This is a genomic window from Maribacter sp. R86514, from assembly GCF_044597005.1.
Taxonomy (GTDB): Bacteria; Bacteroidota; Bacteroidia; order Flavobacteriales; family Flavobacteriaceae; genus Maribacter.
In genome coordinates, this window is the sequence record NZ_CP138999.1 from 3,592,661 (window position 1) to 3,613,101 (window position 20,441).

At 35.3% G+C, this 20,441-nt stretch carries 21 protein-coding genes; 14 read left to right on the forward strand and 7 right to left on the reverse strand.

Going from position 1 to position 20,441, the window contains the following annotated elements:
* Window positions 1–218: 218 nt before the first annotated feature.
* Window positions 219–509 carry an HU family DNA-binding protein gene (locus SJY30_RS15740; protein WP_027065813.1) on the reverse strand — a complete coding sequence of 97 codons (291 nt, stop codon included), beginning with the start codon at window positions 507–509 and terminating at the stop codon, window positions 219–221.
* Window positions 510–636: 127 nt separating this feature from the next.
* On the opposite strand from SJY30_RS15740, the gene mutY reads away from it, so the two are divergent.
* The 5 genes from mutY to SJY30_RS15765 are packed head-to-tail and all read left to right on the forward strand — an operon-like array spanning window position 637 to window position 5,044.
* Complete coding sequence (gene mutY, locus SJY30_RS15745; RefSeq protein ID WP_396633083.1) at window positions 637–1,686, forward strand: A/G-specific adenine glycosylase; 1,050 nt, start codon at window positions 637–639, stop codon at window positions 1,684–1,686.
* Window positions 1,687–1,713: 27 nt separating this feature from the next.
* Window positions 1,714–2,184: a single-stranded DNA-binding protein gene (locus tag SJY30_RS15750; protein WP_396633084.1), complete on the forward strand. Its 471-nt coding sequence runs from the start codon at window positions 1,714–1,716 to the stop codon at window positions 2,182–2,184.
* A 21-nt stretch (window positions 2,185–2,205) separates the two neighbouring features.
* Window positions 2,206–3,534 (forward strand): gliding motility-associated protein GldE, encoded by a 1,329-nt coding sequence (locus SJY30_RS15755; RefSeq protein ID WP_396633085.1) that lies wholly within the window; start codon window positions 2,206–2,208, stop codon window positions 3,532–3,534.
* Window positions 3,524–4,084, forward strand: a complete 561-nt coding sequence (gene gldD, locus SJY30_RS15760; protein ID WP_396633086.1) for a gliding motility lipoprotein GldD — start codon at window positions 3,524–3,526, stop codon at window positions 4,082–4,084. The genes SJY30_RS15755 and gldD overlap by 11 nt, the downstream gene beginning before the upstream one ends.
* Before the next feature lie 9 nt (window positions 4,085–4,093).
* Window positions 4,094–5,044 (forward strand): pyridoxal-phosphate dependent enzyme, encoded by a 951-nt coding sequence (locus tag SJY30_RS15765; RefSeq protein WP_396635338.1) that lies wholly within the window; start codon window positions 4,094–4,096, stop codon window positions 5,042–5,044.
* Window positions 5,045–5,051: 7 nt separating this feature from the next.
* On the opposite strand, the gene SJY30_RS15770 is transcribed toward SJY30_RS15765, so the two are convergent.
* Both SJY30_RS15770 and SJY30_RS15775 read right to left on the reverse strand, forming a co-directional pair.
* Complete coding sequence (locus tag SJY30_RS15770) at window positions 5,052–5,474, reverse strand: hypothetical protein (protein WP_396633087.1); 423 nt, start codon at window positions 5,472–5,474, stop codon at window positions 5,052–5,054.
* A 1-nt stretch (window position 5,475) separates the two neighbouring features.
* Entirely contained in the window at window positions 5,476–5,847 is a 372-nt protein-coding gene (locus tag SJY30_RS15775) for a heavy-metal-associated domain-containing protein (RefSeq protein WP_396633088.1), read from the reverse strand.
* A gap of 159 nt (window positions 5,848–6,006) precedes the next feature.
* On the opposite strand from SJY30_RS15775, the gene SJY30_RS15780 reads away from it, so the two are divergent.
* Together SJY30_RS15780 and SJY30_RS15785 are read left to right on the forward strand one after the other, a co-directional pair.
* Window positions 6,007–6,891 (forward strand): DMT family transporter, encoded by an 885-nt coding sequence (locus SJY30_RS15780; protein WP_396633089.1) that lies wholly within the window; start codon window positions 6,007–6,009, stop codon window positions 6,889–6,891.
* 74 nt (window positions 6,892–6,965) lie between these two features.
* On the forward strand, window positions 6,966–7,709 hold the full coding sequence (locus SJY30_RS15785) for a head GIN domain-containing protein (protein ID WP_396633090.1): 744 nt from the start codon (window positions 6,966–6,968) through the stop codon (window positions 7,707–7,709).
* Window positions 7,710–7,779: 70 nt separating this feature from the next.
* Here the strand turns inward: SJY30_RS15785 and SJY30_RS15790 are convergent, their stop codons facing one another.
* Window positions 7,780–9,852 (reverse strand): M16 family metallopeptidase, encoded by a 2,073-nt coding sequence (locus SJY30_RS15790; protein WP_396633091.1) that lies wholly within the window; start codon window positions 9,850–9,852, stop codon window positions 7,780–7,782.
* An 8-nt stretch (window positions 9,853–9,860) separates the two neighbouring features.
* Entirely contained in the window at window positions 9,861–11,183 is a 1,323-nt protein-coding gene (locus tag SJY30_RS15795) for a M16 family metallopeptidase (RefSeq protein WP_396633092.1), read from the reverse strand.
* Between the two features lie 182 nt (window positions 11,184–11,365).
* Here SJY30_RS15795 and SJY30_RS15800 point away from each other — a divergent pair, with 182 nt between their 5' ends.
* The 5 genes from SJY30_RS15800 (at window position 11,366) to SJY30_RS15820 (ending at window position 16,990) form a co-directional block, all read left to right on the forward strand.
* Window positions 11,366–11,821, forward strand: a complete 456-nt coding sequence (locus SJY30_RS15800) for a DUF4199 domain-containing protein (RefSeq protein ID WP_396633093.1) — start codon at window positions 11,366–11,368, stop codon at window positions 11,819–11,821.
* Window positions 11,822–11,917: 96 nt separating this feature from the next.
* A complete protein-coding gene (rplU, locus tag SJY30_RS15805) occupies window positions 11,918–12,583 on the forward strand; it encodes a 50S ribosomal protein L21 (RefSeq protein WP_396633094.1) in 666 nt (221 codons plus the stop codon).
* Window positions 12,584–12,624: 41 nt separating this feature from the next.
* Window positions 12,625–12,885: a 50S ribosomal protein L27 gene (gene rpmA, locus SJY30_RS15810; protein WP_036157145.1), complete on the forward strand. Its 261-nt coding sequence runs from the start codon at window positions 12,625–12,627 to the stop codon at window positions 12,883–12,885.
* A gap of 182 nt (window positions 12,886–13,067) precedes the next feature.
* Window positions 13,068–15,950, forward strand: coding sequence for a TonB-dependent receptor (locus tag SJY30_RS15815; protein ID WP_396633095.1), 2,883 nt, complete (start codon window positions 13,068–13,070; stop codon window positions 15,948–15,950).
* Window positions 15,951–15,976: 26 nt separating this feature from the next.
* Window positions 15,977–16,990 carry a phytase gene (locus tag SJY30_RS15820; protein ID WP_396633096.1) on the forward strand — a complete coding sequence of 338 codons (1,014 nt, stop codon included), beginning with the start codon at window positions 15,977–15,979 and terminating at the stop codon, window positions 16,988–16,990.
* Here the strand turns inward: SJY30_RS15820 and SJY30_RS15825 are convergent.
* Window positions 16,982–17,503, reverse strand: a complete 522-nt coding sequence (locus SJY30_RS15825; protein ID WP_396633097.1) for a 5'(3')-deoxyribonucleotidase — start codon at window positions 17,501–17,503, stop codon at window positions 16,982–16,984. The two genes, SJY30_RS15820 and SJY30_RS15825, sit on opposite strands and share 9 nt — an antisense overlap.
* A gap of 223 nt (window positions 17,504–17,726) precedes the next feature.
* Here SJY30_RS15825 and SJY30_RS15830 point away from each other — a divergent pair, with 223 nt between their 5' ends.
* The gene (locus SJY30_RS15830) at window positions 17,727–18,311 is read left to right on the forward strand and encodes a DUF3332 domain-containing protein (RefSeq protein WP_396633098.1); all 585 of its coding nucleotides are present in this window, start codon (window positions 17,727–17,729) and stop codon (window positions 18,309–18,311) included.
* Between the two features lie 73 nt (window positions 18,312–18,384).
* On the opposite strand, the gene ahcY is transcribed toward SJY30_RS15830, so the two are convergent.
* Complete coding sequence (ahcY, locus tag SJY30_RS15835; RefSeq protein ID WP_396633099.1) at window positions 18,385–19,701, reverse strand: adenosylhomocysteinase; 1,317 nt, start codon at window positions 19,699–19,701, stop codon at window positions 18,385–18,387.
* An 81-nt stretch (window positions 19,702–19,782) separates the two neighbouring features.
* Here ahcY and SJY30_RS15840 point away from each other — a divergent pair, with 81 nt between their 5' ends.
* A complete protein-coding gene (locus SJY30_RS15840) occupies window positions 19,783–20,421 on the forward strand; it encodes a 4'-phosphopantetheinyl transferase family protein (RefSeq protein WP_396633100.1) in 639 nt (212 codons plus the stop codon).
* The last annotated feature ends 20 nt before the right edge of the window (window positions 20,422–20,441 follow it).

Here is a 20,441-nt window from a genome sequence, read left to right on the forward strand (position 1 = left end):
AACTGATTAAACAATACCATAGACAAATACAAATGTATCTGCCGAAATCCAAATTTTGGATCTCTATGTCAATGAACGTATTTTAAAAAGAAAAAGTAGTTATAAAACTACTTTTTCTTGTGTCGGTTAGCTCTTCTACGCTTCTTGCGCTTGTGTGTAGCTACCTTATGTCTCTTTCTTTTTTTACCGCTTGGCATAAAGTTCTTTTTTTAAGTTAATTATTTTACGTGTACGTTGCTCTTAACTCCTTCTACAAAAACCTTTGCAGGTTTAAATGCTGGAATGTTGTGAGCGGGTATTTTAATAGTTGTGTTTTTGGAAATGTTTCTACCGGTTTTTTCGGCTCTAGTTTTAATGATAAAACTACCAAAACCTCTTAGGTAAACATTATCGCCACTTTCTAATGATGTTTTTACCTCTTCCATAAAAGATTCAACAGTTGCCTGTACATCTCCTTTTTCAATTCCCAGCTTATCTGAGATCTTCGATACAATTTCCGCTTTCGTCATCTTTCAATATTAGATTTTCTGTATGTTTTTTCGGGTTGCAAATATATAAATTAAATTCAATCTTTCTTTCTAATGGGTTAATTTTAAGTGTATAAACTGCTACTTTTATAACTTAGTATGAAAGAGCATGTCATTTTCGGGTAAAATTTTAGATTGGTATCATCAAAATAAGCGCAGTTTACCATGGCGCGAGACCTCTGATCCGTACAAAATATGGCTATCGGAAATTATATTGCAACAAACACGTGTGGCTCAGGGAACCCCGTATTACTTGAGTTTTGTAGAAAATTTTCCTACTGTTCATGATCTTGCCAAGGCAAATGAAGAACAAGTTTTAAAACTTTGGCAAGGACTAGGGTATTATTCAAGAGCTAGAAACCTTCATGCCGCTGCAAAAATGGTAGTAGAGGAGTATGAAGGTAAGTTTCCTGATAACTATAAGAAACTTTTAACACTAACAGGGGTGGGCGACTATACCGCAAGCGCCATTTCATCTATTTGTTTTAATGAACCACAAGCTGTAGTTGATGGAAATGTATATAGAGTGCTTGCTAGATATTACGGTATAGATACACCTATTAATAGTACTAGTGGTGTCAAATATTTTAAAAGTTTGGCCCAAAAAGTAATGGATCCTGCTAATATTCGAGATTATAATCAAGGTATTATGGAGTTTGGGGCAATACAATGCTCTCCTAAAAAGCCTTTATGTTTACTTTGTCCTTTAAATGATAGTTGTGTTGCCTTAGAAAAAGGCTTGGTAGATGCCTTGCCGGTCAAGTTGAAGACAACCAAAGTGCGAAATAGGTACTTCAATTATCTTATACCTATATATAAGGATGCGGATGGGAATCAATTTACAAGACTAAATCAAAGAACGGGCAAAGGCATCTGGCAAAACTTATGGCAGTTTCCTTTATTAGAATCAAAAGATGTATTGAAAATAGATGATATTACTATAAGGTATAAAGAAGCGTTAAATGATATAGATGCTAATGAAATTCTAAGTTTCAATGAGAATGCTGTAGTACATAAGTTATCGCATCAACATTTACATACAAAGTTTTGGTTGGTCTATACGAATGACAATTTCGATGACGTGATTCCGGTTGAAAAAATAACCGATTTTCCGGTACCGGTTTTAATTGCAGATTTTATCAAAGCATTTAAATTTTAGTACTTTTGAATTTTATATCTTTAAGTTATGAGCGGTACATTGAATAAGGTAATGTTGATTGGGCATTTAGGTGATGAAGTTAAAATGCATTATTTTGAAGGCGGCGGCAGTATTGGTAGGTTTCCAATAGCTACTAATGAGACATATACCAATAAATCTACTGGTGAACGTGTTACAAATACAGATTGGCACAATGTGGTGGTTAGAAATAAAGCTGCTGAAATTTGTGAAAAATATTTAAGTAAAGGCGATAAGGTTTATGTAGAGGGCAGATTGAAAAATCGTCAATGGCAGGGTGAGGATGGTAATACCAGATATTCAACTGAGGTACATGTGCAAGAATTTACTTTTTTGACTACCAAGAAAGAAGGTATGCAGAATAATGGTGGTTCAGCTCCTGCTGCTCAGAAACCGGCAAGTACAGAAACTAAAGCACCGTCTAAAGCATCTGCTCCTGCACCCGCAAGTCCAGAAGAGGATGATGATTTACCGTTCTAAATATAATTTAAATAACAACTATTGGACCCAGACCCCTTACCGTTATTAATGACAACATTGGTTGTAAACGGTGTTTTTGCAATGAATATAGTTGTACTATGTGTACTGCTTATTTGCTCTGCACTTATTTCTGGTGCTGAAGTAGCCATGTTCGGCTTATCTACGACCGAAATAAAAGAACTACAAGATGAAAAATCTGCTAAGGGTTCCATTTTAATAAAACTTCTTGAACGACCTAAAAAGTTGCTGGCAACCATATTAATCGCAAATAATGCTATTAATATTGGAGTAGTATTGCTGTTTAGCATTATCGGGGATACCCTTTTTGAAAATGTCAACCAGGTATTATTTGGTATAGTTTCCGTACGCTTTTTATTAGAAGTTGTTGTTGCTACTTTTCTGATTTTAATGTTCGGTGAAATATTACCCAAGGTTTATGCCAATAGAAATAGAATGAGCTTTGCGCATTTTATGGCATACCCATTGAGAGTGTTAGATTTTATTTTTGCTCCATTGAGTTTGCCCATGCGATCAGGCACTCTGTTTTTGTATAATAAGCTTGGTAAGCAGAAATCTAGTTTAAGTGTAGATCAATTGTCTCAGGCATTGGACCTGACATCTCAAGGCGATACTACAAAAGAGGAGAAAAAGATTCTAGAGGGTATTGTAACCTTTGGTAATACTGATACCAAACAGGTAATGAGACCTCGTATAGATATTTTTGCGCTTAATGAACAGATGAAATTTCCTGAAGTACTTGGGGAAATCAAAAAACATGGATATTCAAGAATTCCGGTTTTTGGTGAGAATATAGATACCGTAAAAGGAGTTCTGTATGTAAAGGATTTATTGCCTTATTTGGACCGAAAGACCTTTAATTGGATGACCTTAATAAGAGAGCCTTATTTTGTTCCCGAAAATAAAAAACTAGATGATTTATTAGGTGAATTTCAAGAGAAGAAAAACCACCTGGCTATAGTTGTAGATGAATACGGTGGTACTTCTGGGTTAGTTTCATTAGAAGATATTATTGAAGAAATCGTTGGTGATATTAGTGATGAATTTGATGATGAAGATTTAATATTCTCTAAGTTGGATGATTTTAATTATGTCTTTGAAGGTAAAACACCTCTAAAAGATTTTTATAGAGTTATTAAGTTAGAGGATAATGATTTCTTTGAAGAGAATAAAGGGGAATCTGAAACCTTGGCAGGCTTTGTCTTGGAAAAAGCAGGTAGTTTTCCAAGACGTGGAGAAAAAATAATGTTCGAGTCCTATACCTTTGTGGTTGAAGCGATGGACAAAAAAAGATTGAAACAAATAAAAGTTACCTTACCACATGAAGAGTAAGTCGTTCGTTACGTTTTTAGTAGTATTTCTTTTGATCATCAGCTGTAAAGATGAGCAAGTACTACCCAAACCAAAAGCTAAAATGCGATTAGAGTATCCGCAGGGAAAATTAGCGGATTTAGAAACCGAGAACTTTAGATTTAAATACAATCAACTGGCAAATGCAGAGCCAAATGGAGATCAAGCCTATACTATCTCTTATCCAGAGATGAAAGGCGCTATTTTTTTAAGCTATAAAAAGATTAATGGTAATTTGTCTCAGTTGATCAATGATTCTAAAAGACTTAGTTATGAGCATGCGGTAAAGGCGGATAACATCGTAGAGCAACCATATGTAAATCCAGATGAGAAAATCTATGGCGCCTTGTTTGAGGTACAAGGCAACGCTGCATCTCAATCGCAATTTTTTGTAACCGATAGTACAGAGCATTTTCTAACAGGTTCCGTTTATTTTTATACGAAACCTAATTACGACTCTATCTTACCTGCAGCATCATATCTTCAAAATGATATAAGAGGAATTATTGAAACCTTAAGGTGGAAAAAATAATTACGCATGATGACTAAGCAAGACCTTTTAGATTGTCACGAACGAATAACTCCATTTGTTCATAATACGTCAGTTCTAACATCAAGATTAATTGACAAAGAAGTCAATGCAAAGGTATTCTTCAAATGCGAAAATTTTCAAAGAGCAGGAGCCTATAAAATGCGAGGCGCTACCAATGCGATCCTGCAATTATCCGATGAACAAAAGAAAAGTGGCGTAGTCACACATTCGTCAGGTAATTTTGCACAAGCTTTATCATTAGCCGCTCAGAGTGTAGGTGTTACGGCGCATATTGTAATGCCAAATACAGCTCCGGAAGTCAAAAAAGTAGGGGTTAGAGAGTATCTGGGGAAAATTTATGAGTGTGAGCCAACAGTAGAAGCAAGGCAATCATTAGCCGATGAAATAGGACGGAAAACGGGAGCAACTTTTATTCATCCTTCAAATGACAATAATGTTATTTTAGGTCAAGGTACGGCTGCATTGGAATTATTGGAAAAGCAACCAGACTTAGAATTTATATTTTGCCCAGTTGGTGGTGGCGGTCTTATTGCCGGTTCTGCTTTGGCGGTAAAATATCTTGGTGATGATTGTAAAGTTTATGGTGCCGAGCCTTTTGAGGCAGATGATGCATATCGTTCCTTACAAAGTGGTAAAATAGAAAGTAATGATACCACGAATACCATGGCAGACGGATTAAAAACAATGCTAGGCGATAAAAATTTCCCGATTATAAAAGAGCTCGTTAGTGGTATCGTTAGAATTACCGAAGATGAGATCGTAACTGCTATGAAATTGGTTTGGGAACGTATGAAAATTATTATAGAACCCTCTAGTGCTGTAACTGTGGCTGCAGTTTTGAAACAATCAAAAAAACAGCCAGAAGTTTTTCAGAATAAAAAAATAGGCATTATCATTTCAGGGGGTAATGTAGATCTTTCTAAATTACCCTTTCAGTAAAAGTTTGCTATTGCTTGGCAAGAATCTCTTCAGCACGGTCAATACTAGAATTGATCTTCTCTTTTACTTGTTGTACTTTCTCTTCTTCTTCATTTAGCCATGCTTTCTTTTCATCAGAAAGTTCTTTGCCGTTCATAATTTCATCAGCGTCAAAACGGTCTCCAAAACCTTGCATCCAATCCATCATAGATTTATTTGCTTCTTGAAGATCTTTCATTGCCTTTGCTTCAACTGATTCGGCTCCAAGAGAGTCGGCCATTGGTTTTAATTGTCCAACTAATTTCCCTAATGTTCCCATTTTTGGCATTACTTCGTCATGAATGCTCATTACATGTTCCATTTTAGAAGGTTCCTGTGTTGTTTTCGATTCCTTACAAGCGGTAAATACTAAGAATGTAACTACAGTAAATATGTATAAAGCTTTTTTCATTTTAATTACTTTGTGGGGTAATAGCGGTAATAGTTTTTGCTGAGGAAACAGTATACGTGTAATTTTTGACTTTAGTACCGGTAATTATATTTTTTACTTCCTCTTCGGTAATGACTTTAGGGTCAAAAGTTATTACTCCGCTTTTGTTTTTATAACTGATATCTGCAGAAACAACTCCGTTACGCTCCATTAAGTTAGATGAGATTTTATCGGCACAACCTTCTTGGCAAGCCATACCTTCAATAGTAAGTAAAAGTGTGCTACTATCGCTTACATTGATTTCAGTGGGTAAAGTTTCGCCTTCTTGAGCCAAAGACGACTGTATTGATAATGTAAATATTGATACGAAAAGAATTAATGTTTTGAAGTTCATGAGTTTATATTTAGCATATACTTGAAAAAAGCATAATAGGTTACAGTGTAAATATACCAATTATGTAAAAATTTTTAACCAAGGTATGGCAAAAAAAATATTAAACGTCATGCTTACTTGTATGAAAAAAAGCTCACTTTTGTTTTAAAATTATCAATATTGAAGAATTTAGACCAAAAATGGATTTACCTAGTAGTGCTATCATTTATATGGGGTTCTTCATTTATATTGATTAAAAGATCTTTGCTAGGGTATACGCCTCTGCAGGTGGGCGGATTAAGAATTCTATTCGCATCTGTCTTGTTATTTATATTGGGGTTTAAGTCTTTAAAAACACTTTCAAAAACCGATTGGAAATGGATAACTATCGCAGGGCTATGTAGTTCTTTTTTTCCACCATTTTTCTTTGCATTGGCACAAATGGAAATAAGTAGTGGAGTTACGTCTATTTTAAATTCTGTAGCACCTTTGTTTACTACCTTGGTTGGTATTGCGCTTTTTGGTCTTTCGCTTAAAGGAAAACAAGTGTTGGGCGTTCTTATAGGTCTTCTTGGTACAGTTGTGTTAATTGCAGCGGGGATGGAGAATAATGTAGACCAAAATTATTGGTATTCTTTTTTCATAATTTTTGCTGCATTGGGTTATGCTTTTAATATTAATATCATTAAGAAGTATTTATCTCATTTAACCCCCTTGGCTGTAACAACTGCTAGTTTTGGGGTTGCCTTTCTTCCTGCGGTAATTATATTAGTGTATTCTGGGGTATTTCAGCAATTTGTAGGAAATAGTGCCATACAAGAGGCAGTGTGGTATATAATGGCGTTGGCTTTTTTAGGTACTGCATTGGCAAATATTCTGTTCAATAAACTGATAAAATTATCCAGTCCCGTATTTGCGGCTTCTGTTTCCTATTTGATACCTCTTGTGGCAGTGTTATGGGGCTTTTTAGATGGTGAAAATATTAGCTTTCTTCAGTTGTTAGGCGGTCTAATTATACTATTTGGGGTATGGCTGGTAAATCGCAAAAAGACAGTAGCTAGGTAGAAATAGTAATATCTACTGTAACAAAATGATTTTTGACTTGTCTTTGTATAGAACTAATCAAAAAAACGGAAATCATGAAAAAAATATTAGTAGCACTATTAGCGGTAACAATGACTGTTGGCACAATTCAGGCTCAGGAAAAATTATTCAAAGTAAAATCTTTTGATAAATTAATTGTTAGCCCGCATATAGCGGTTAATCTAGTTGAAGGGGAAGAGGAAAGTGTGGTTATTGAAAATGCAAAAGTTTCTTTAGATAAAATAAATGTTGAGGTAGAGGGCAGAACGCTGCGTTTATATTTAGACGGTGCCAAAGTGGTGACCAAATCTGAACGCATTTCAACTGATCAATGGCGTGGTAGTAAGTCGCTATATAATGGTACAATGGCAACTGCAACCGTTACCTATAGAAAGTTGGAAAATTTATCGATAAGAGGGGAAGAAGTAGTGCGTTGTAAAAATCTTTTTAATGCCGATGATTTTAAAATGTCTTTGTATGGCGAGGCAAAAGTGTACTTTGATTCGGTTTCTATAGATGAATTAACAGTAGCTATCTATGGCAGCAGTTATTTGGAAATAGGTGAAGGTACTGTAACTAGACAAGTATTTAGGGCGTACGGAGAGAGCGAAGTAAATACAGTAGGTATGATGGCAGGTGAGACTAAAATTACCGCCTATGGCGAAAGTAATTTTAGGGTTCATGTAAAAGATAGGTTAAAGGTAACGTGCTATGGAGAAACAAATGTGAATTATATGGGTAGCCCAGAAGTGGATAAAGGATTGATTTTTGGCGAAGCAAGAATAAGGAAAATAGGATAAGCTTAAACTATAAATTAGAAAACAAAAAACCCGCTCATGAGCGGGTTTTTCTTTTTAGATAAAATTTTAGTTATTCAAAATCGGTAGGTGATACACCATCATTTACTTTGATTTCAGAAACTACAAACTCAAAAGATTGAGGACCTACGGTTTGTAGTATTTTAAAAGGAAATAATATACCAGAAACTTCTTTGTAATCTTCAAAGTTAGAAGTGCTGGCAATTTGTTGTCCCTGCATTTCGGTTATGGTAACCTCTTGTAGTTTAAGTCCGGTTTCGGCATCATAGAAAGCAGATTTATCTTCTCCAACCTTTAGTTTGTAAGCATTTTTATCGCCTACCATTTCCATACCTTCTATAACTACAGATGCATCGTTAATTAATTGAAGTTCGATGAAAGGGGCAGATTCCTTTTTAATGGCTTGCAATTCCTTTTCTTCAAGATCTTTACGCTGACCTTGCATGACCATATAGCCTTTATCACCGTTTACAACCTGTTTGCTTACGGAGTTACCCATCATTTGTACATCTTGCATAAGTTGATTGCTAGATGTTTTTTTAAGGTTTAAGTCTAATTTCATTCCTTGCATTTCTGCTGCGGCCATCATGGCCAAAGTATTTACGCTCTCAAGTTTATCTTTTCCGCCAATAGCCGTAATATACTTTTCTAGTATGGATTTTACTGATACATCGGTTGGTACGGCGGCATTGTAATCTGGAGTTTCAACTCTGTCGGCAGTTTTGGAATACGCAAGCACCGGAAGTTTTTTACCTTTAAATTCTACATTCTGAAGATTTGAAAGTATATCACTTCCTTTGCCAACTACGATTACTCTGGCGTTATCGACATTGAAATACTTTTTTGCGGCAGCTTCTACATCTGCTTTGTTAACCTTGTCAAGCTTTTCAAGAAAGGTTTTATAAAAGTCTTTAGGTAAATTTTCTTTTTCGATATTCAAGGCATATCGAGCAATGGTTTCTGGATTTTCTAGCGCCATAATGAAACTACCGGCATATACGGCTTTGGTATTTCTTAGTTCCTCATCGGTAACAGGTTTAGTGACGATAGCATTAAGCTCTTTTAACATTTCAACTACAGAACTATCGGTGACCATATTTCTAACTTCTGCAGATGCACTAAATCTAGATGGACCATATTTATCGTTGCCAATAGAAGAATAGGCACCGTAAGTATAACCCTTTTCTTCTCTAAGGTTTGAATACAATCTGCTGTCAGCTCCACCGCCCAAAATCTCATTAGCTAAAAGAGCAGCGATATAATCATCGTCCTTCATTTTAAGGTTTACGATATTTTGAACCGTAATTTCTGATTGTACGGCATTTGGCATATCGACAAAATTAATTTGCGTATTAGGTACATTCTTAGGTTGAGAATAAGAGAAACTTGGTGGTACGGCCTTTGTCCAAGAGGTAAAGTAAGTCTCGGTCAATGTTTTCACTTCTTCAAGGTTAACATCGCCAATTACGATCAAGTAGGCATTTGCGGGTACAAAGTAATCTCTATAAAACTCTTCAACATCACTAAGAGTTACATTGTTTACGGTTTCTTCTGTAGTGAATTCACCATAAGGATGATTTTTACCATAAGCTAATGCTCTTTGAACCCTACTTGAGATGGACGAAACCACTTTCTCTTCAGATTTTAACCCTGTGATAAGTTTATCCTTTTCCTTGTCAAATTCCTCTTGTGTAAAATTTGGATAAATAGCGGCGTCTGCCATAAGCTCCATCATTCTAGGAAAATATTTGGAAAGTGATTGGGCATATGCTCGTTGAGCGCTAAAATAAAGTCTAGCTCCTAAAAAATCTATTTCTTCATTGAATGCTTCTTTGCTAATATTTTTAGAACCTAGCCCTAAAAGACTACCTGTTAAACTTGCAACACCAGCTTTATCGCCTTCTAATATTGGTGGGTTATCTATAGATAATTGCATAGAAACTCTAGGTAATTTGTGATTTTCTACCACAAGTACTTTTAATCCGTTGTTGAGGTTGAATGATTGTGGAACTCCTAGATTAATTTCAGGTGCAGGTCCTGGTTTGGGCATAACCGTACGGTCTACCTGTGCTTGTACAGCAATAAAGGAGAATAATGTTAGTAGTAATATATATGTATTTTTCATAGTCATTTTTAGTTTGCGGTATTTTGTTCAGGTAAATATTCTAGAACCAATCGTTGGTTAGGCTTTAAATACTTGTTTGCGACCTCTTTAATCTCTTCTCTGGTAATAGATCTATATACTTCTATTTCCTTGTTGATAAGAGATGTATCACCATAAAGCGCATAATATTCTGCGAGAGATTCTGCAATACCTTCAATACTGGCATTACTGTTTACAAACCGATTTTCAAATTTGTTCTGTAGTTTTTGATAGTCATTTTCAGAAATAAGTTCATTTCTCAATTTCTCTACTTCTGTCTCAATAGAAGAGTTTAGAGTTTTTAAACTAGTTTCACCCACCGGAAGTGCAAAAACGATATACATACCGTAATCTTCTAAGGTTACGGGTATTGCTCCAATTTGTAAGGCCTGCTTCTCTTCGTCTACCATTTTCTTATAAAGTTTAGAAGAAGGTCCATCAGATAAATAGGTAGAAATCATTTCTAATACTTGGCTATCTCTATTTTTAAGACCGGGAGTTCTATAGGCGATCATAGTAGCCGGTATTTGAATATTAGAGTCGTAAGCTTTTGCATTGATTTCTGATGTGATCGGTGTTTCTTTAGGAAAACTTCTTTTAAGTTCTGCTCCCTTTGGAATATCCTTAAAATAATCTGATATCAATTTTTTAGCATTTTCTTTCTCAAAATCGCCTGCAATAACCAAAACGGCATTGTTGGGGGCATAGAATTTTTTCTGGAAAGCTATAAATTCATCTAAAGTAGCGGCATCCAAGTCTGCCATTTTTCCAATAACCGTTTCTTTATAAGGATGGTTTTGAAAAAGGTTCTTTTTTATGTTTTCAATGAATTTTCCGTAAGGAGAATTATCAACGCGAAGTCTTTTTTCTTCCTTGACCACTTCATTTTGAGTGTCAACACCTTTTTGATTGATAACAGGGTGAAGCATTCTTTCAGATTCTAGCCAAAGACCTAATTCTAAATTGTTAGAAGGAAAAACTTCATAGTAATATGTTCTATCTTCATTGGTAGTGGCATTACCTGATCCGCCGTTTGCAGATACTATTTTGTCCCATTCTCCTCTTTCGATATTTTCAGTTCCTTCAAAAAGTAAGTGTTCAAAAAAGTGAGCAAAGCCTGTTCTTTGTGGGTCTTCGTCTTTTGATCCTACATGGTAAAATACAGAGATGGAAATAATTGGTGCGGTGTTATCTTGATGTAAAATAACGTGTAAATCGTTTTCAAGGTTGTACTCTTCGTAAGCAACCTCTTGTGCGAGTCCGGCAAATCCAATTACGGATAGTGCCGAAACCAGTAGTAATTTCATTTTCATTTAAACTATTTTAGGTTCGTGTTTAATTGTTCTGTTCTATTAGTGTCCATTCAAATTAAAATGTTACACTCAATTTTAAATTTTGTAAGAACAATCTTCAATATATGAATTCTTTAACAGTTATTATTTTAATATGTTTTGTTTAATGATTAAATTAAAAGACTAAACAAAAAAATATTATTATGAAAAATTATGCCTTACCCCTTAGATTTGGTGTTGCCGCCAGTGGTTCTTTAATCGCTTATTTTTTAATACTATCGTTATTTGGCTTGCATGTTAACGTTTTCTATAGTCTATTTAATGCGGTAATTACCGGTTTTGCCATTTTTGAGGCAATTAAATATTATAAGTTAAAGAAAGGTAGTGAATTTAGTTATGCAGGTGGTTTCATGGCAGGTTTGATAACCGGTGGTGTAGCAACACTTATTTTTACAATCTTTTTTGCCTTTTATTCTACAGAATTACAGCCGGGTTTTTTAGAAGAATTATCAACAAGATGGGCAAACACGTATAGAAGTTTTGAGGCCATTGTTTTTCTAGTGGTAGCTACTATGGGTTTTACCAGTAGCGTTGTTTTGACCCTTGCATTTATGCAACTATTTAAGACTTCGAACACTAGAATACTAAAGACTGTTTAAAAATCGTAAAAAACACTTGTAAATTCACGATTAAGATCTATATTTGCACCCGCCTATGGAAAAAATCCATCAGGTTTAATCATTACATTTAACAATATGTACGCAATTGTAGAGATGGCAGGGCAGCAATTTAAAGTTGCAAAAGACCAGAAAGTGTACGTTCACCGTTTACAAGCAGAAGAAGGTAAGAAAGTTACTTTTGACAATGTTCTTCTTTTAGCTGATGGATCGAACGTTACTATCGGCGCCCCGGCTATAGACGGTGCCGCAGTAGAGGCTAAAGTCGTTAAACACCTAAAAGGTGACAAAGTAATCGTTTTTCACAAGAAAAGACGTAAAGGTTACAAAAAGAAAAATGGACATCGTCAATCTCTTACAGAGATTGTTATCGAATCTATTATTTCTAAAGGAGCAAAGAAAGCTGAAACTAAGAAAGCTGAACCAAAGGCTAAAAAAGTTGAGGAAAAAGCAGCTCCTGTAGCACCAAAAGCAAAAGCTAAGAAAGCTAGTGCTAAAGGTGATGATTTGAAAAAAATTGAAGGTATCGGTCCAAAAATCGCTGAAACTTTGAATAATGCAGGTATTTCTACTTTTGCTGAATTAGCAAAAACAGACGCAGCTAAAATTTCTGAAATTATAGCAGACGTACGTGGAAATCACGTAACTGACACATGGCCAAAGCAAGCTGAATTAGCTGCTGAAGGTAAATGGGACGAGTTACAGAAATGGCAAGACGAATTAGACGGTGGTGTAGCTAAATAAGCTGAACCATTAAAGTATAATAATATTTAAAACCTCAGACAATGGCACATAAGAAAGGTGTAGGTAGTTCGAAAAACGGTAGAGAATCAGAATCGAAACGATTAGGAGTTAAGATTTATGGTGGTCAAGCTGCTATCGCTGGTAACATTATCGTTAGACAGCGTGGAACAAGACACAATCCTGGTGAAAATGTTTACGCAGGAAAAGACCATACATTACACGCACGTGTAGATGGTTTAGTAAAGTTTACAAAAAAAGCTGGTGGAAAGTCTTACGTTTCCATTGAGCCTTTTGAAGCATAAGCTTCAAGCAAATTATTTTAAAAACCTCTTCAGCAATGAAGAGGTTTTTTTGTTACTATAGTGTTAACCTAAAGTAAATAGCAAAAGAAAATAGGTTAAACTTATAATAGTCTTAAGATTAAGACAACACTGTTTTGTGTTCTATCTAATTTCTTTGTGGCCAAATAACAACCACTTAGAAAATGAAAAACTCAGTATTTTTTTATCTATTCTTTCTTGCGCCATTTATTCTACTTGCGCAGTCAGGTAATGTTCAAGGTACGGTAACAGATGAGAACGGACTTTATTTACCTGGAGCGAGCGCTGTAATCTCATCACTCTCAAGAGGATCGATTACAGATTTTGACGGTAGGTTTACCATTGTAGATGTCCCCGAAGGTACCTACACAATCCAAGTTTCTTATTTAGGTTATGCCGATTTATCTCAAGAGATTACGGTAATAGCAAATAAAACAATAGATGTAAGTTTAAGTGTAGATCCAAAAACGATGGAGCTAGAAAGTGTAGAGGTTTCTGCTTATGGTTTAAGTGGTCAATCAAAAGCATTGAATACACAGAAAACTAATTTAAATATTACCAATGTTGTATCTACCGATCAAATAGGGAAATTTCCAGATGCCAATATCGGTGATGCTGTAAAAAGAATACCAGGTATAACTATGCAGGTAGATCAAGGTGAGGCTAGAAATATAATTGTTCGTGGTCTTTCACCTCAATTAAATTCCGTTACACTCAATGGTAGTAGAATACCATCAGCAGAAGGTGATAATAGGAATGTACAGATGGATTTGATTCCTGCAGATATGATACAGTCCATTGAGGTCAGTAAAGCTGTTACACCAGATATGGATGCAGATGCACTGGGTGGGTCGGTAAATTTAATTACAAGAACATCGCCGCAAGGTTTTCGACTTTCTGCAACACTTGGTTCAGGTATAAATTTTATTACTGATAAACCAATATTAAACGGCTCGGTTTTGTTGGGTGACCGTAGCAAAAATGACAAGTTTGGATGGATGATTTCTGTTTCGGGTAACGATAATGACTTTGGTTCTGACAACGTTGAAGCAGAATGGACAGATGAATTTGAATATAATACAGGTTTAGAAGATAGTGATGGTGAGGCAATATTAGAAGAAGTAGATGTTGATCCTTATGTTAATGTATATGAGCAACGAGAATACTTGGTTCAACGTATTAGACGTAGCTTTTCGGCCAATTTAGATTATAAGTTCAATGTTAACAATACAGTGTTTTTAAAAACAATGTATAATTGGAGAGATGATCGTGAAAATAGATTTCGTTTAGAGCATGAAATTTTAGATGGTGAAGATATTGTAGAAGGAGACTTTACAATTACCAACGGCGTGCCTACTAGGTTTCCTGTTGAGGTTAAAAGACAATCTAAAGGTGGTATTGACAGTAATAGAAATAAAAATCGCCGTTTGGAAGATCAACGTATGCAGAATTACAGTTTAGGAGGTAATCATCTTTGGGGTAATCTAAAAGTAGATTGGATGACCTCTTATGCAAAAGCATCAGAAGAGCGATTAAATGAACGATATTCTGAATTTGAATCAGAATATATTATTAATAATGATGTGTTGAATTCTAGATATCCAAGATTTTCGGCGGCCAACATGGCAGATGAAGATTTAGATAGTTTTGAGTATGGAGAGATTACAGAAGAAAATCAGTATACCGAGGAAGAAGATGTAAATGTATTCGTCAATTTTGAAGTTCCTGCAAATATATTTGGACAAGGAGATGGATCTATAAAATTTGGAGCTAGAGGTCGTTTTAAATCAAAATTAAGAGATAATAATTTTTATGAATTTGATTTAGAAGATACTTTTCCAACTTTGGCAACCGTACCGGTTAAAGATTATAGTGATCCAGATTATCTAGCGGGAAGTCAGTATCAAATTGGTTCTTTTGCAAGTGAGGAATGGTTAGGTGCTTTAGATTTGAATATTGCAGAAGGGGAGTTGATCGTAGATGAATTTGCCCCAGGTAACTTCAAGGTAAACGAAGATGTTTTGGCTGGTTATGTTATGCTAAATCAGAAACTATCTGAAAACATTAGTGCTTTGGTAGGGGTAAGAATAGAAAATACCAAATTGGAATCTAAGGGTAATAGGGTCGTTTATATCGAAGAAGATGAAGATGCGGGTATAGAAGAGGCAATTCTGGTCGAAGAGGTCAATGGTGAAAATTCATATACAAATGTTTTGCCTGGTGTACATTTAAAATATGACGTATCTAAGAATACAATACTCCGTTTTGCATGGACCAACACCTTGGCAAGACCTAATTATCAAGATCTAATTCCAAGGGCAGAAGTCATTAATGAAGATAAAGAGTTGGTCTTGGGGAATGCAGATCTAAATCCGACTACTTCAATGAATTTTGACCTTATGGCCGAACATTATTTTCAAAGTGTAGGTTTAATTTCAGGAGGTATGTTTTACAAAAATATAGATGAGTTTATTTACACTTTTATATATGAGGCGCCAGATGATAGTTTGGGTGCTGGTACAGAAGGTTATGATATTTTTCAGCCTTTAAATGGTGACAGTGCCACACTTTTTGGTTTAGAGTTCGCATTTCAGCGTCAATTAGATTTTCTTCCTGGTTTTGCCAAAAACTTTAGTCTTTATTTAAACTATACTTATTTGTCCTCTTCAGCAGATGGTATACGTAATGAAGATGGTGATGAAAGAGAGGATTTGGACTTGCCCAATACGGCACCGAATATGTTCAATGGATCATTGGGGTATGCAGATAAAAAGTTCAGTGCTAGGCTATCCGCTAATTTTTCTGATAGTTACATTGATGAAATTGGGGGTAATGATTTTGAGGATAGATATTATGATACGCAACTATTTTTAGATTTTAACGCAACATTTCAAATCAATAAAAACCTTAGTGTGTATGCAGATCTGAAGAACATAACCGATCAACCGTTACGCTACTTTCAAGGTGTTAAAGAGCGTACGCAACAAATAGAATTCTATGGGCAGCGTTTTACTTTAGGTTTAAAGTATGATCTTTTTAGAAAATAATATAGCACTTGTATCAATTACTTAAAATGAAAAAATTATCATTTTTATTAACCTTGGTTGCTGTTTTTAATTCTTGTAACCAAAGTAAGTTGACTAAAATTGCACCAGATGTTATTACTGAATTTACTTTGAACGATACAGATGACCCTGCAATTTGGGTTAATCCTGAAAACGTAGAAAAGAGTATTGTTTTTGGTACTGATAAGAAAACCAACGGAGCTATTTATGCTTTTGATCTAAACGGTAAAATAATAGAAGAGAAAACTATAAGGAATATTAAACGACCGAATAATGTAGATATTGAATATGGTTTTCAGCTGAACGACTCTACCAAAACAGACATTTTAGTTTTTACCGAACGTGAAAAACAGCAAATTAGAATGTTTTCTGTACCAGATATGAAGCCTTTAGATGGTGGCGGTTTTAAGGTTTTTGAAGATGAAACGTTAGAAGAGAATAAATTGCCAATGGGAGTTGGCTTGTATAAGTCTCCTAAAGATGCAAAGGTATATGCTATTGTAGGTAGAAAAACCGGTCCGGCAGATGGTTATCTGTACCAGTATGCTCTAAATGCTGATAGTTTAGGTATAACCTCTAATTATGTTAGAAAATTCGGCAAGTTTAGCGGCGTAAAGGAAATTGAGGCTATTGCTATTGATGATGAAAATGGGTTTGTTTATTTCTCTGATGAAGGTGTCTGCATAAAAAAATACTATGCTGAACCAAGTTTGGGAAGTGAAGAAATATCTTGTTTTGGAGGTGAATACTTTAGTGAAGATATTGAAGGTATAGCCATTGCAAGTTACACTGATGGACATGGGTATTTAATAGTATCTAACCAGCAAAAGGGCGAGTTTAACATTTTTGATAGAGAGACCAATGCGTTTATTACAGCTATAAACCTATCAACTACTGAAACAGATGGTTGTGAGGCGGTAACGGTACCGTTGAACGATATGTTCAAAAACGGACTTTTCGTAGCGATGAACGACGAAAAGAACTTTTACTTTTATGATTTGGGGAAATTAGGTTTACAATAATTTCTCCCCAATTTCAAACCAAGTATCAACACGTTCAAAACCATCGGTATTTACGTTATGTGGTGAGGTAAATTGTAAACTTCTACCATCAAAATTCTCTAAATTAAAACTGCGGTCGTCAATTAAAATATCACCTTTTAGAATATGTTTGTGACCACATAGAATTCGGTTTTGCCAAGGTAAAAAAGGAAAGTGTTCGTCTAGCCATTCACTTTTTTCCTCTAATGAATTTGGAAATTGCATGGCGGCAGATGCGATGTAGACTTCATGTTTGTCAGCAAGTTTGGATAATATTTCTTGGCTACCTGCAATTGGTTTTAAGTTTCTAAAGAATCCTCTTCTTGTGGCATGTTTGCGAACACTATCTTGGTGCGCCTCGGGCACCATATGCCATACCTCTGATGCTTTGCATATTTCTGTAGTCAGCTCACCTTTAAATTCTGCATTGTAGATTTCTATATGAGCACCATAGGTATCTGCAATAACCTCGTCCATATCAACAAATAGTATCATATATATTTTTCTTGATTTAATAAAAGAAATGCGGTCGTTGAAAATCAATTTTCCATTTAAGAATTAAAGCTATGAATTTTGAAATAAACTGGTGGACTGCTTAACAATCATTTAATGCCATTTATAGAACAAAGCACCAATTGGGTTAATAATAAAATTTATAAGAGAAGTTAGAAAGGGCAACTAGCGGTATTTTGCAGGTCTAATTCTAAATAATCATATCATGAAAAAATCAATTATCTGTGTTGCAATGGCGAGTACCTTATTATTCTCTAGTTGCTTAGGTTCTTTTAGTGCTTTCAATAATTTAAAAGATTGGAATCAAGGGTTGTCTGATAGTAAGTTTGTGAACAATCTGGTATTCTGGGGCTTAAATATTATTCCTGTTTATGGATTGTTCTTTTTAGGTGATGCCGTGATTTTCAACGTAATCGAGTTTTGGGGAGGTTCTAACCCAATTGCAATGAAAGAAGGAGAGTCAGAGACTCAAATGGTAGAAAGAGACGGTAACACTTTTGAAATGACCGCTACTAAGAACAGAATGCAAGTAACCGTAGTTGACGGTCCTAAAAAAGGAAAGAAAATTGATTTAGTTTATAAACCAAGTGAAAAATCTTGGAACGCAGTAAGACCTAATGGTGAGATAATTAAACTTTCATCTTTTGAAGAAGGGTTTTACATTGTTTATATGCCAAACGGAGAAGAGGTTAAGATTGATCCGTTAAGCTCTAAAGAAGAAGGTTTGGCTCAAATTAAAGAGCAAACAGATTGTTATTATTTAGAGGGTATGTTGGCAGAGAATAACTAATCTTAAGAAAATATAAAGCATAAAAAAAGTCCTGATGAAAATCAGGACTTTTTTAGTTTCTAAAACCAATGTTTTAGTATCTGTAGTATTCAGGTTTGAAAGGGCCTTCTACCGTTACACCAATGTAATCGGCTTGGTAATCTTTCAATTCTGTAAGTTCGGCACCTAAACGAGATAAGTGAAGTTTTGCAACCTTCTCATCTAAATGCTTAGGTAGCATGTATACATCATTCTCATAGTTGGCACTGTTTTTCCAAAGCTCTATTTGAGCTAATGTTTGGTTTGTAAAAGAATTACTCATTACAAAACTAGGGTGACCTGTAGCACAACCTAAGTTTACCAATCTACCTTCTGCCAAAATGATTAAATCTTTACCGTTGATAGTATATTTATCTACCTGTGGTTTGATTTCATCTTTGGTATTACCATGATTTTTGTTCAACCATGCCATGTCGATTTCATTGTCAAAATGACCAATGTTACAAACAATGGCTTTATCCTTTAGGGCTTCAAAATGTTCAGCTCTAATAATATCTTTATTTCCAGTTGTAGTAATTACGATATCAGCGTTACCAATAACCGTTTCTAGTTTTTTAACTTCGAATCCGTCCATACAAGCCTGTAATGCACAAATTGGGTCGATTTCGGTAACGGTAACAATAGAGCCAGCACCTTTAAAAGAAGCTGCAGTACCTTTACCAACATCACCGTAACCGGCAACAACTACACGTTTTCCTGCAAGCATGGTATCTGTTGCTCTACGTATAGCATCAACAGCACTTTCGCGACATCCGTATTTGTTATCGAATTTAGATTTGGTAACAGAATCGTTAACGTTTATGGCTGGCATAGGTAAAGTTCCATTCTTTACACGTTCGTATAAACGGTGAACACCTGTTGTAGTTTCTTCAGAAAGACCTTTGATTTCTCCGGCCATTTCTGGGTACTTATCCAATACCATGTTGGTAAGGTCACCACCATCATCTAAAATCATGTTCAATGGTTTTCTGTCCTCACCAAAGAATAAAGTCTGTTCAATACACCAATCAAACTCCTCTTCGTTCATTCCTTTCCAAGCATAAACAGGTACCCCTGCCGCCGCAATAGCTGCTGCTGCTTGATCTTGAGTGGAAAATATGTTACATGAGCTCCAAGTAACATCTGCGCCAAGAGCGGTCAATGTTTCTATAAGTACAGCAGTTTGTATTGTCATATGTAGACAACCTGCAATACGGGCACCTTTTAAAGGTTGCTCATCTTTGTACTCTTCTCTTAATGCCATTAAGCCTGGCATTTCAGCTTCTGCTAATTCGATTTCTTTTCTTCCCCAATCAGCAAGGGAAATATCCTTAACCTTATAAGGCACATACGGAATAGTTTTCGTGCTCATATCTTTATTATTTTATACTTTCGTTTTCTGTGTACAGCAATTTTTAATTCGTGCAAAGGTACGAATAACACTAAGAATCCCATGCCGCTTTACAAAACTATAACAGTAAATGAAGAAACCTACTTAGCAATTTGGAAGGTTGAAGAGACCGAAGAAAACCTTTGGACGGGTATTGAGCTCACGCCCTATTGTCAAAATCGATTTGACGGAATGAAATCTGAACTTCATCGTAAGGCTTTCTTGAGTATTAGGCATTTGCTTGCTAACTATGGTTATACCGATGCCGATTTAATCTATGATGAAAGTGGGAAGCCCCATTTAAAAGACGGTAATTTTATATCTATTACGCACTCACATAATTTTACGGGTATTATCATAAGTAAAACCGAACATGTAGGTATAGATATTGAAATGCAGCGCGATAAAATTTTGCGAATAGCACATAAGTTTACACCTTTTGAAGAGTATAAGACACTTGCGAATACTGCCGCTGTAGTTAGAAAATTGACTATTGTATGGGGTGCCAAAGAATCTCTTTATAAAATTTATGGCCACAGGGGGGTAAGTTTTTTGCACCATATAAATGTTCTAGATTTTAAATTTGATGCTAATAATACCACGGCGCAAATTATTTTTCAAGGAAATTTATCGAGTTATAAAATACGATTTCTAGAGTTTGAGCAGTTTACATGCGTTTATGCCACTAGAGATAAAGAATAGAATAAATTAAAGACAGCATA

Excerpts from the sequence above, each read along its gene's own strand:
- SJY30_RS15840 (WP_396633100.1), top strand. The coding sequence starts at position 19,783 with ATGCCGCTTTACAAAACTATAACAGTAAATGAAGAAACCTACTTAGCA.
- SJY30_RS15750 (WP_396633084.1), top strand. The coding sequence starts at position 1,714 with ATGAGCGGTACATTGAATAAGGTAATGTTGATTGGGCATTTAGGTGAT.
- SJY30_RS15830 (WP_396633098.1), top strand. The coding sequence starts at position 17,727 with ATGAAAAAATCAATTATCTGTGTTGCAATGGCGAGTACCTTATTATTC.
- gldD (WP_396633086.1), top strand. The coding sequence starts at position 3,524 with ATGAAGAGTAAGTCGTTCGTTACGTTTTTAGTAGTATTTCTTTTGATC.
- rpmA (WP_036157145.1), top strand. The coding sequence starts at position 12,625 with ATGGCACATAAGAAAGGTGTAGGTAGTTCGAAAAACGGTAGAGAATCA.
- SJY30_RS15740 (WP_027065813.1), bottom strand. The coding sequence starts at position 509 with ATGACGAAAGCGGAAATTGTATCGAAGATCTCAGATAAGCTGGGAATT.
- SJY30_RS15800 (WP_396633093.1), top strand. The coding sequence starts at position 11,366 with ATGAAAAATTATGCCTTACCCCTTAGATTTGGTGTTGCCGCCAGTGGT.
- SJY30_RS15825 (WP_396633097.1), bottom strand. The coding sequence starts at position 17,503 with ATGATACTATTTGTTGATATGGACGAGGTTATTGCAGATACCTATGGT.
- SJY30_RS15815 (WP_396633095.1), top strand. The coding sequence starts at position 13,068 with ATGAAAAACTCAGTATTTTTTTATCTATTCTTTCTTGCGCCATTTATT.
- ahcY (WP_396633099.1), bottom strand. The coding sequence starts at position 19,701 with ATGAGCACGAAAACTATTCCGTATGTGCCTTATAAGGTTAAGGATATT.
- SJY30_RS15795 (WP_396633092.1), bottom strand. The coding sequence starts at position 11,183 with ATGAAAATGAAATTACTACTGGTTTCGGCACTATCCGTAATTGGATTT.
- SJY30_RS15770 (WP_396633087.1), bottom strand. The coding sequence starts at position 5,474 with ATGAAAAAAGCTTTATACATATTTACTGTAGTTACATTCTTAGTATTT.
- rplU (WP_396633094.1), top strand. The coding sequence starts at position 11,918 with ATGTACGCAATTGTAGAGATGGCAGGGCAGCAATTTAAAGTTGCAAAA.
- SJY30_RS15820 (WP_396633096.1), top strand. The coding sequence starts at position 15,977 with ATGAAAAAATTATCATTTTTATTAACCTTGGTTGCTGTTTTTAATTCT.
- SJY30_RS15790 (WP_396633091.1), bottom strand. The coding sequence starts at position 9,852 with ATGAAAAATACATATATATTACTACTAACATTATTCTCCTTTATTGCT.
- mutY (WP_396633083.1), top strand. The coding sequence starts at position 637 with ATGTCATTTTCGGGTAAAATTTTAGATTGGTATCATCAAAATAAGCGC.
- SJY30_RS15765 (WP_396635338.1), top strand. The coding sequence starts at position 4,094 with ATGACTAAGCAAGACCTTTTAGATTGTCACGAACGAATAACTCCATTT.
- SJY30_RS15785 (WP_396633090.1), top strand. The coding sequence starts at position 6,966 with ATGAAAAAAATATTAGTAGCACTATTAGCGGTAACAATGACTGTTGGC.
- SJY30_RS15775 (WP_396633088.1), bottom strand. The coding sequence starts at position 5,847 with ATGAACTTCAAAACATTAATTCTTTTCGTATCAATATTTACATTATCA.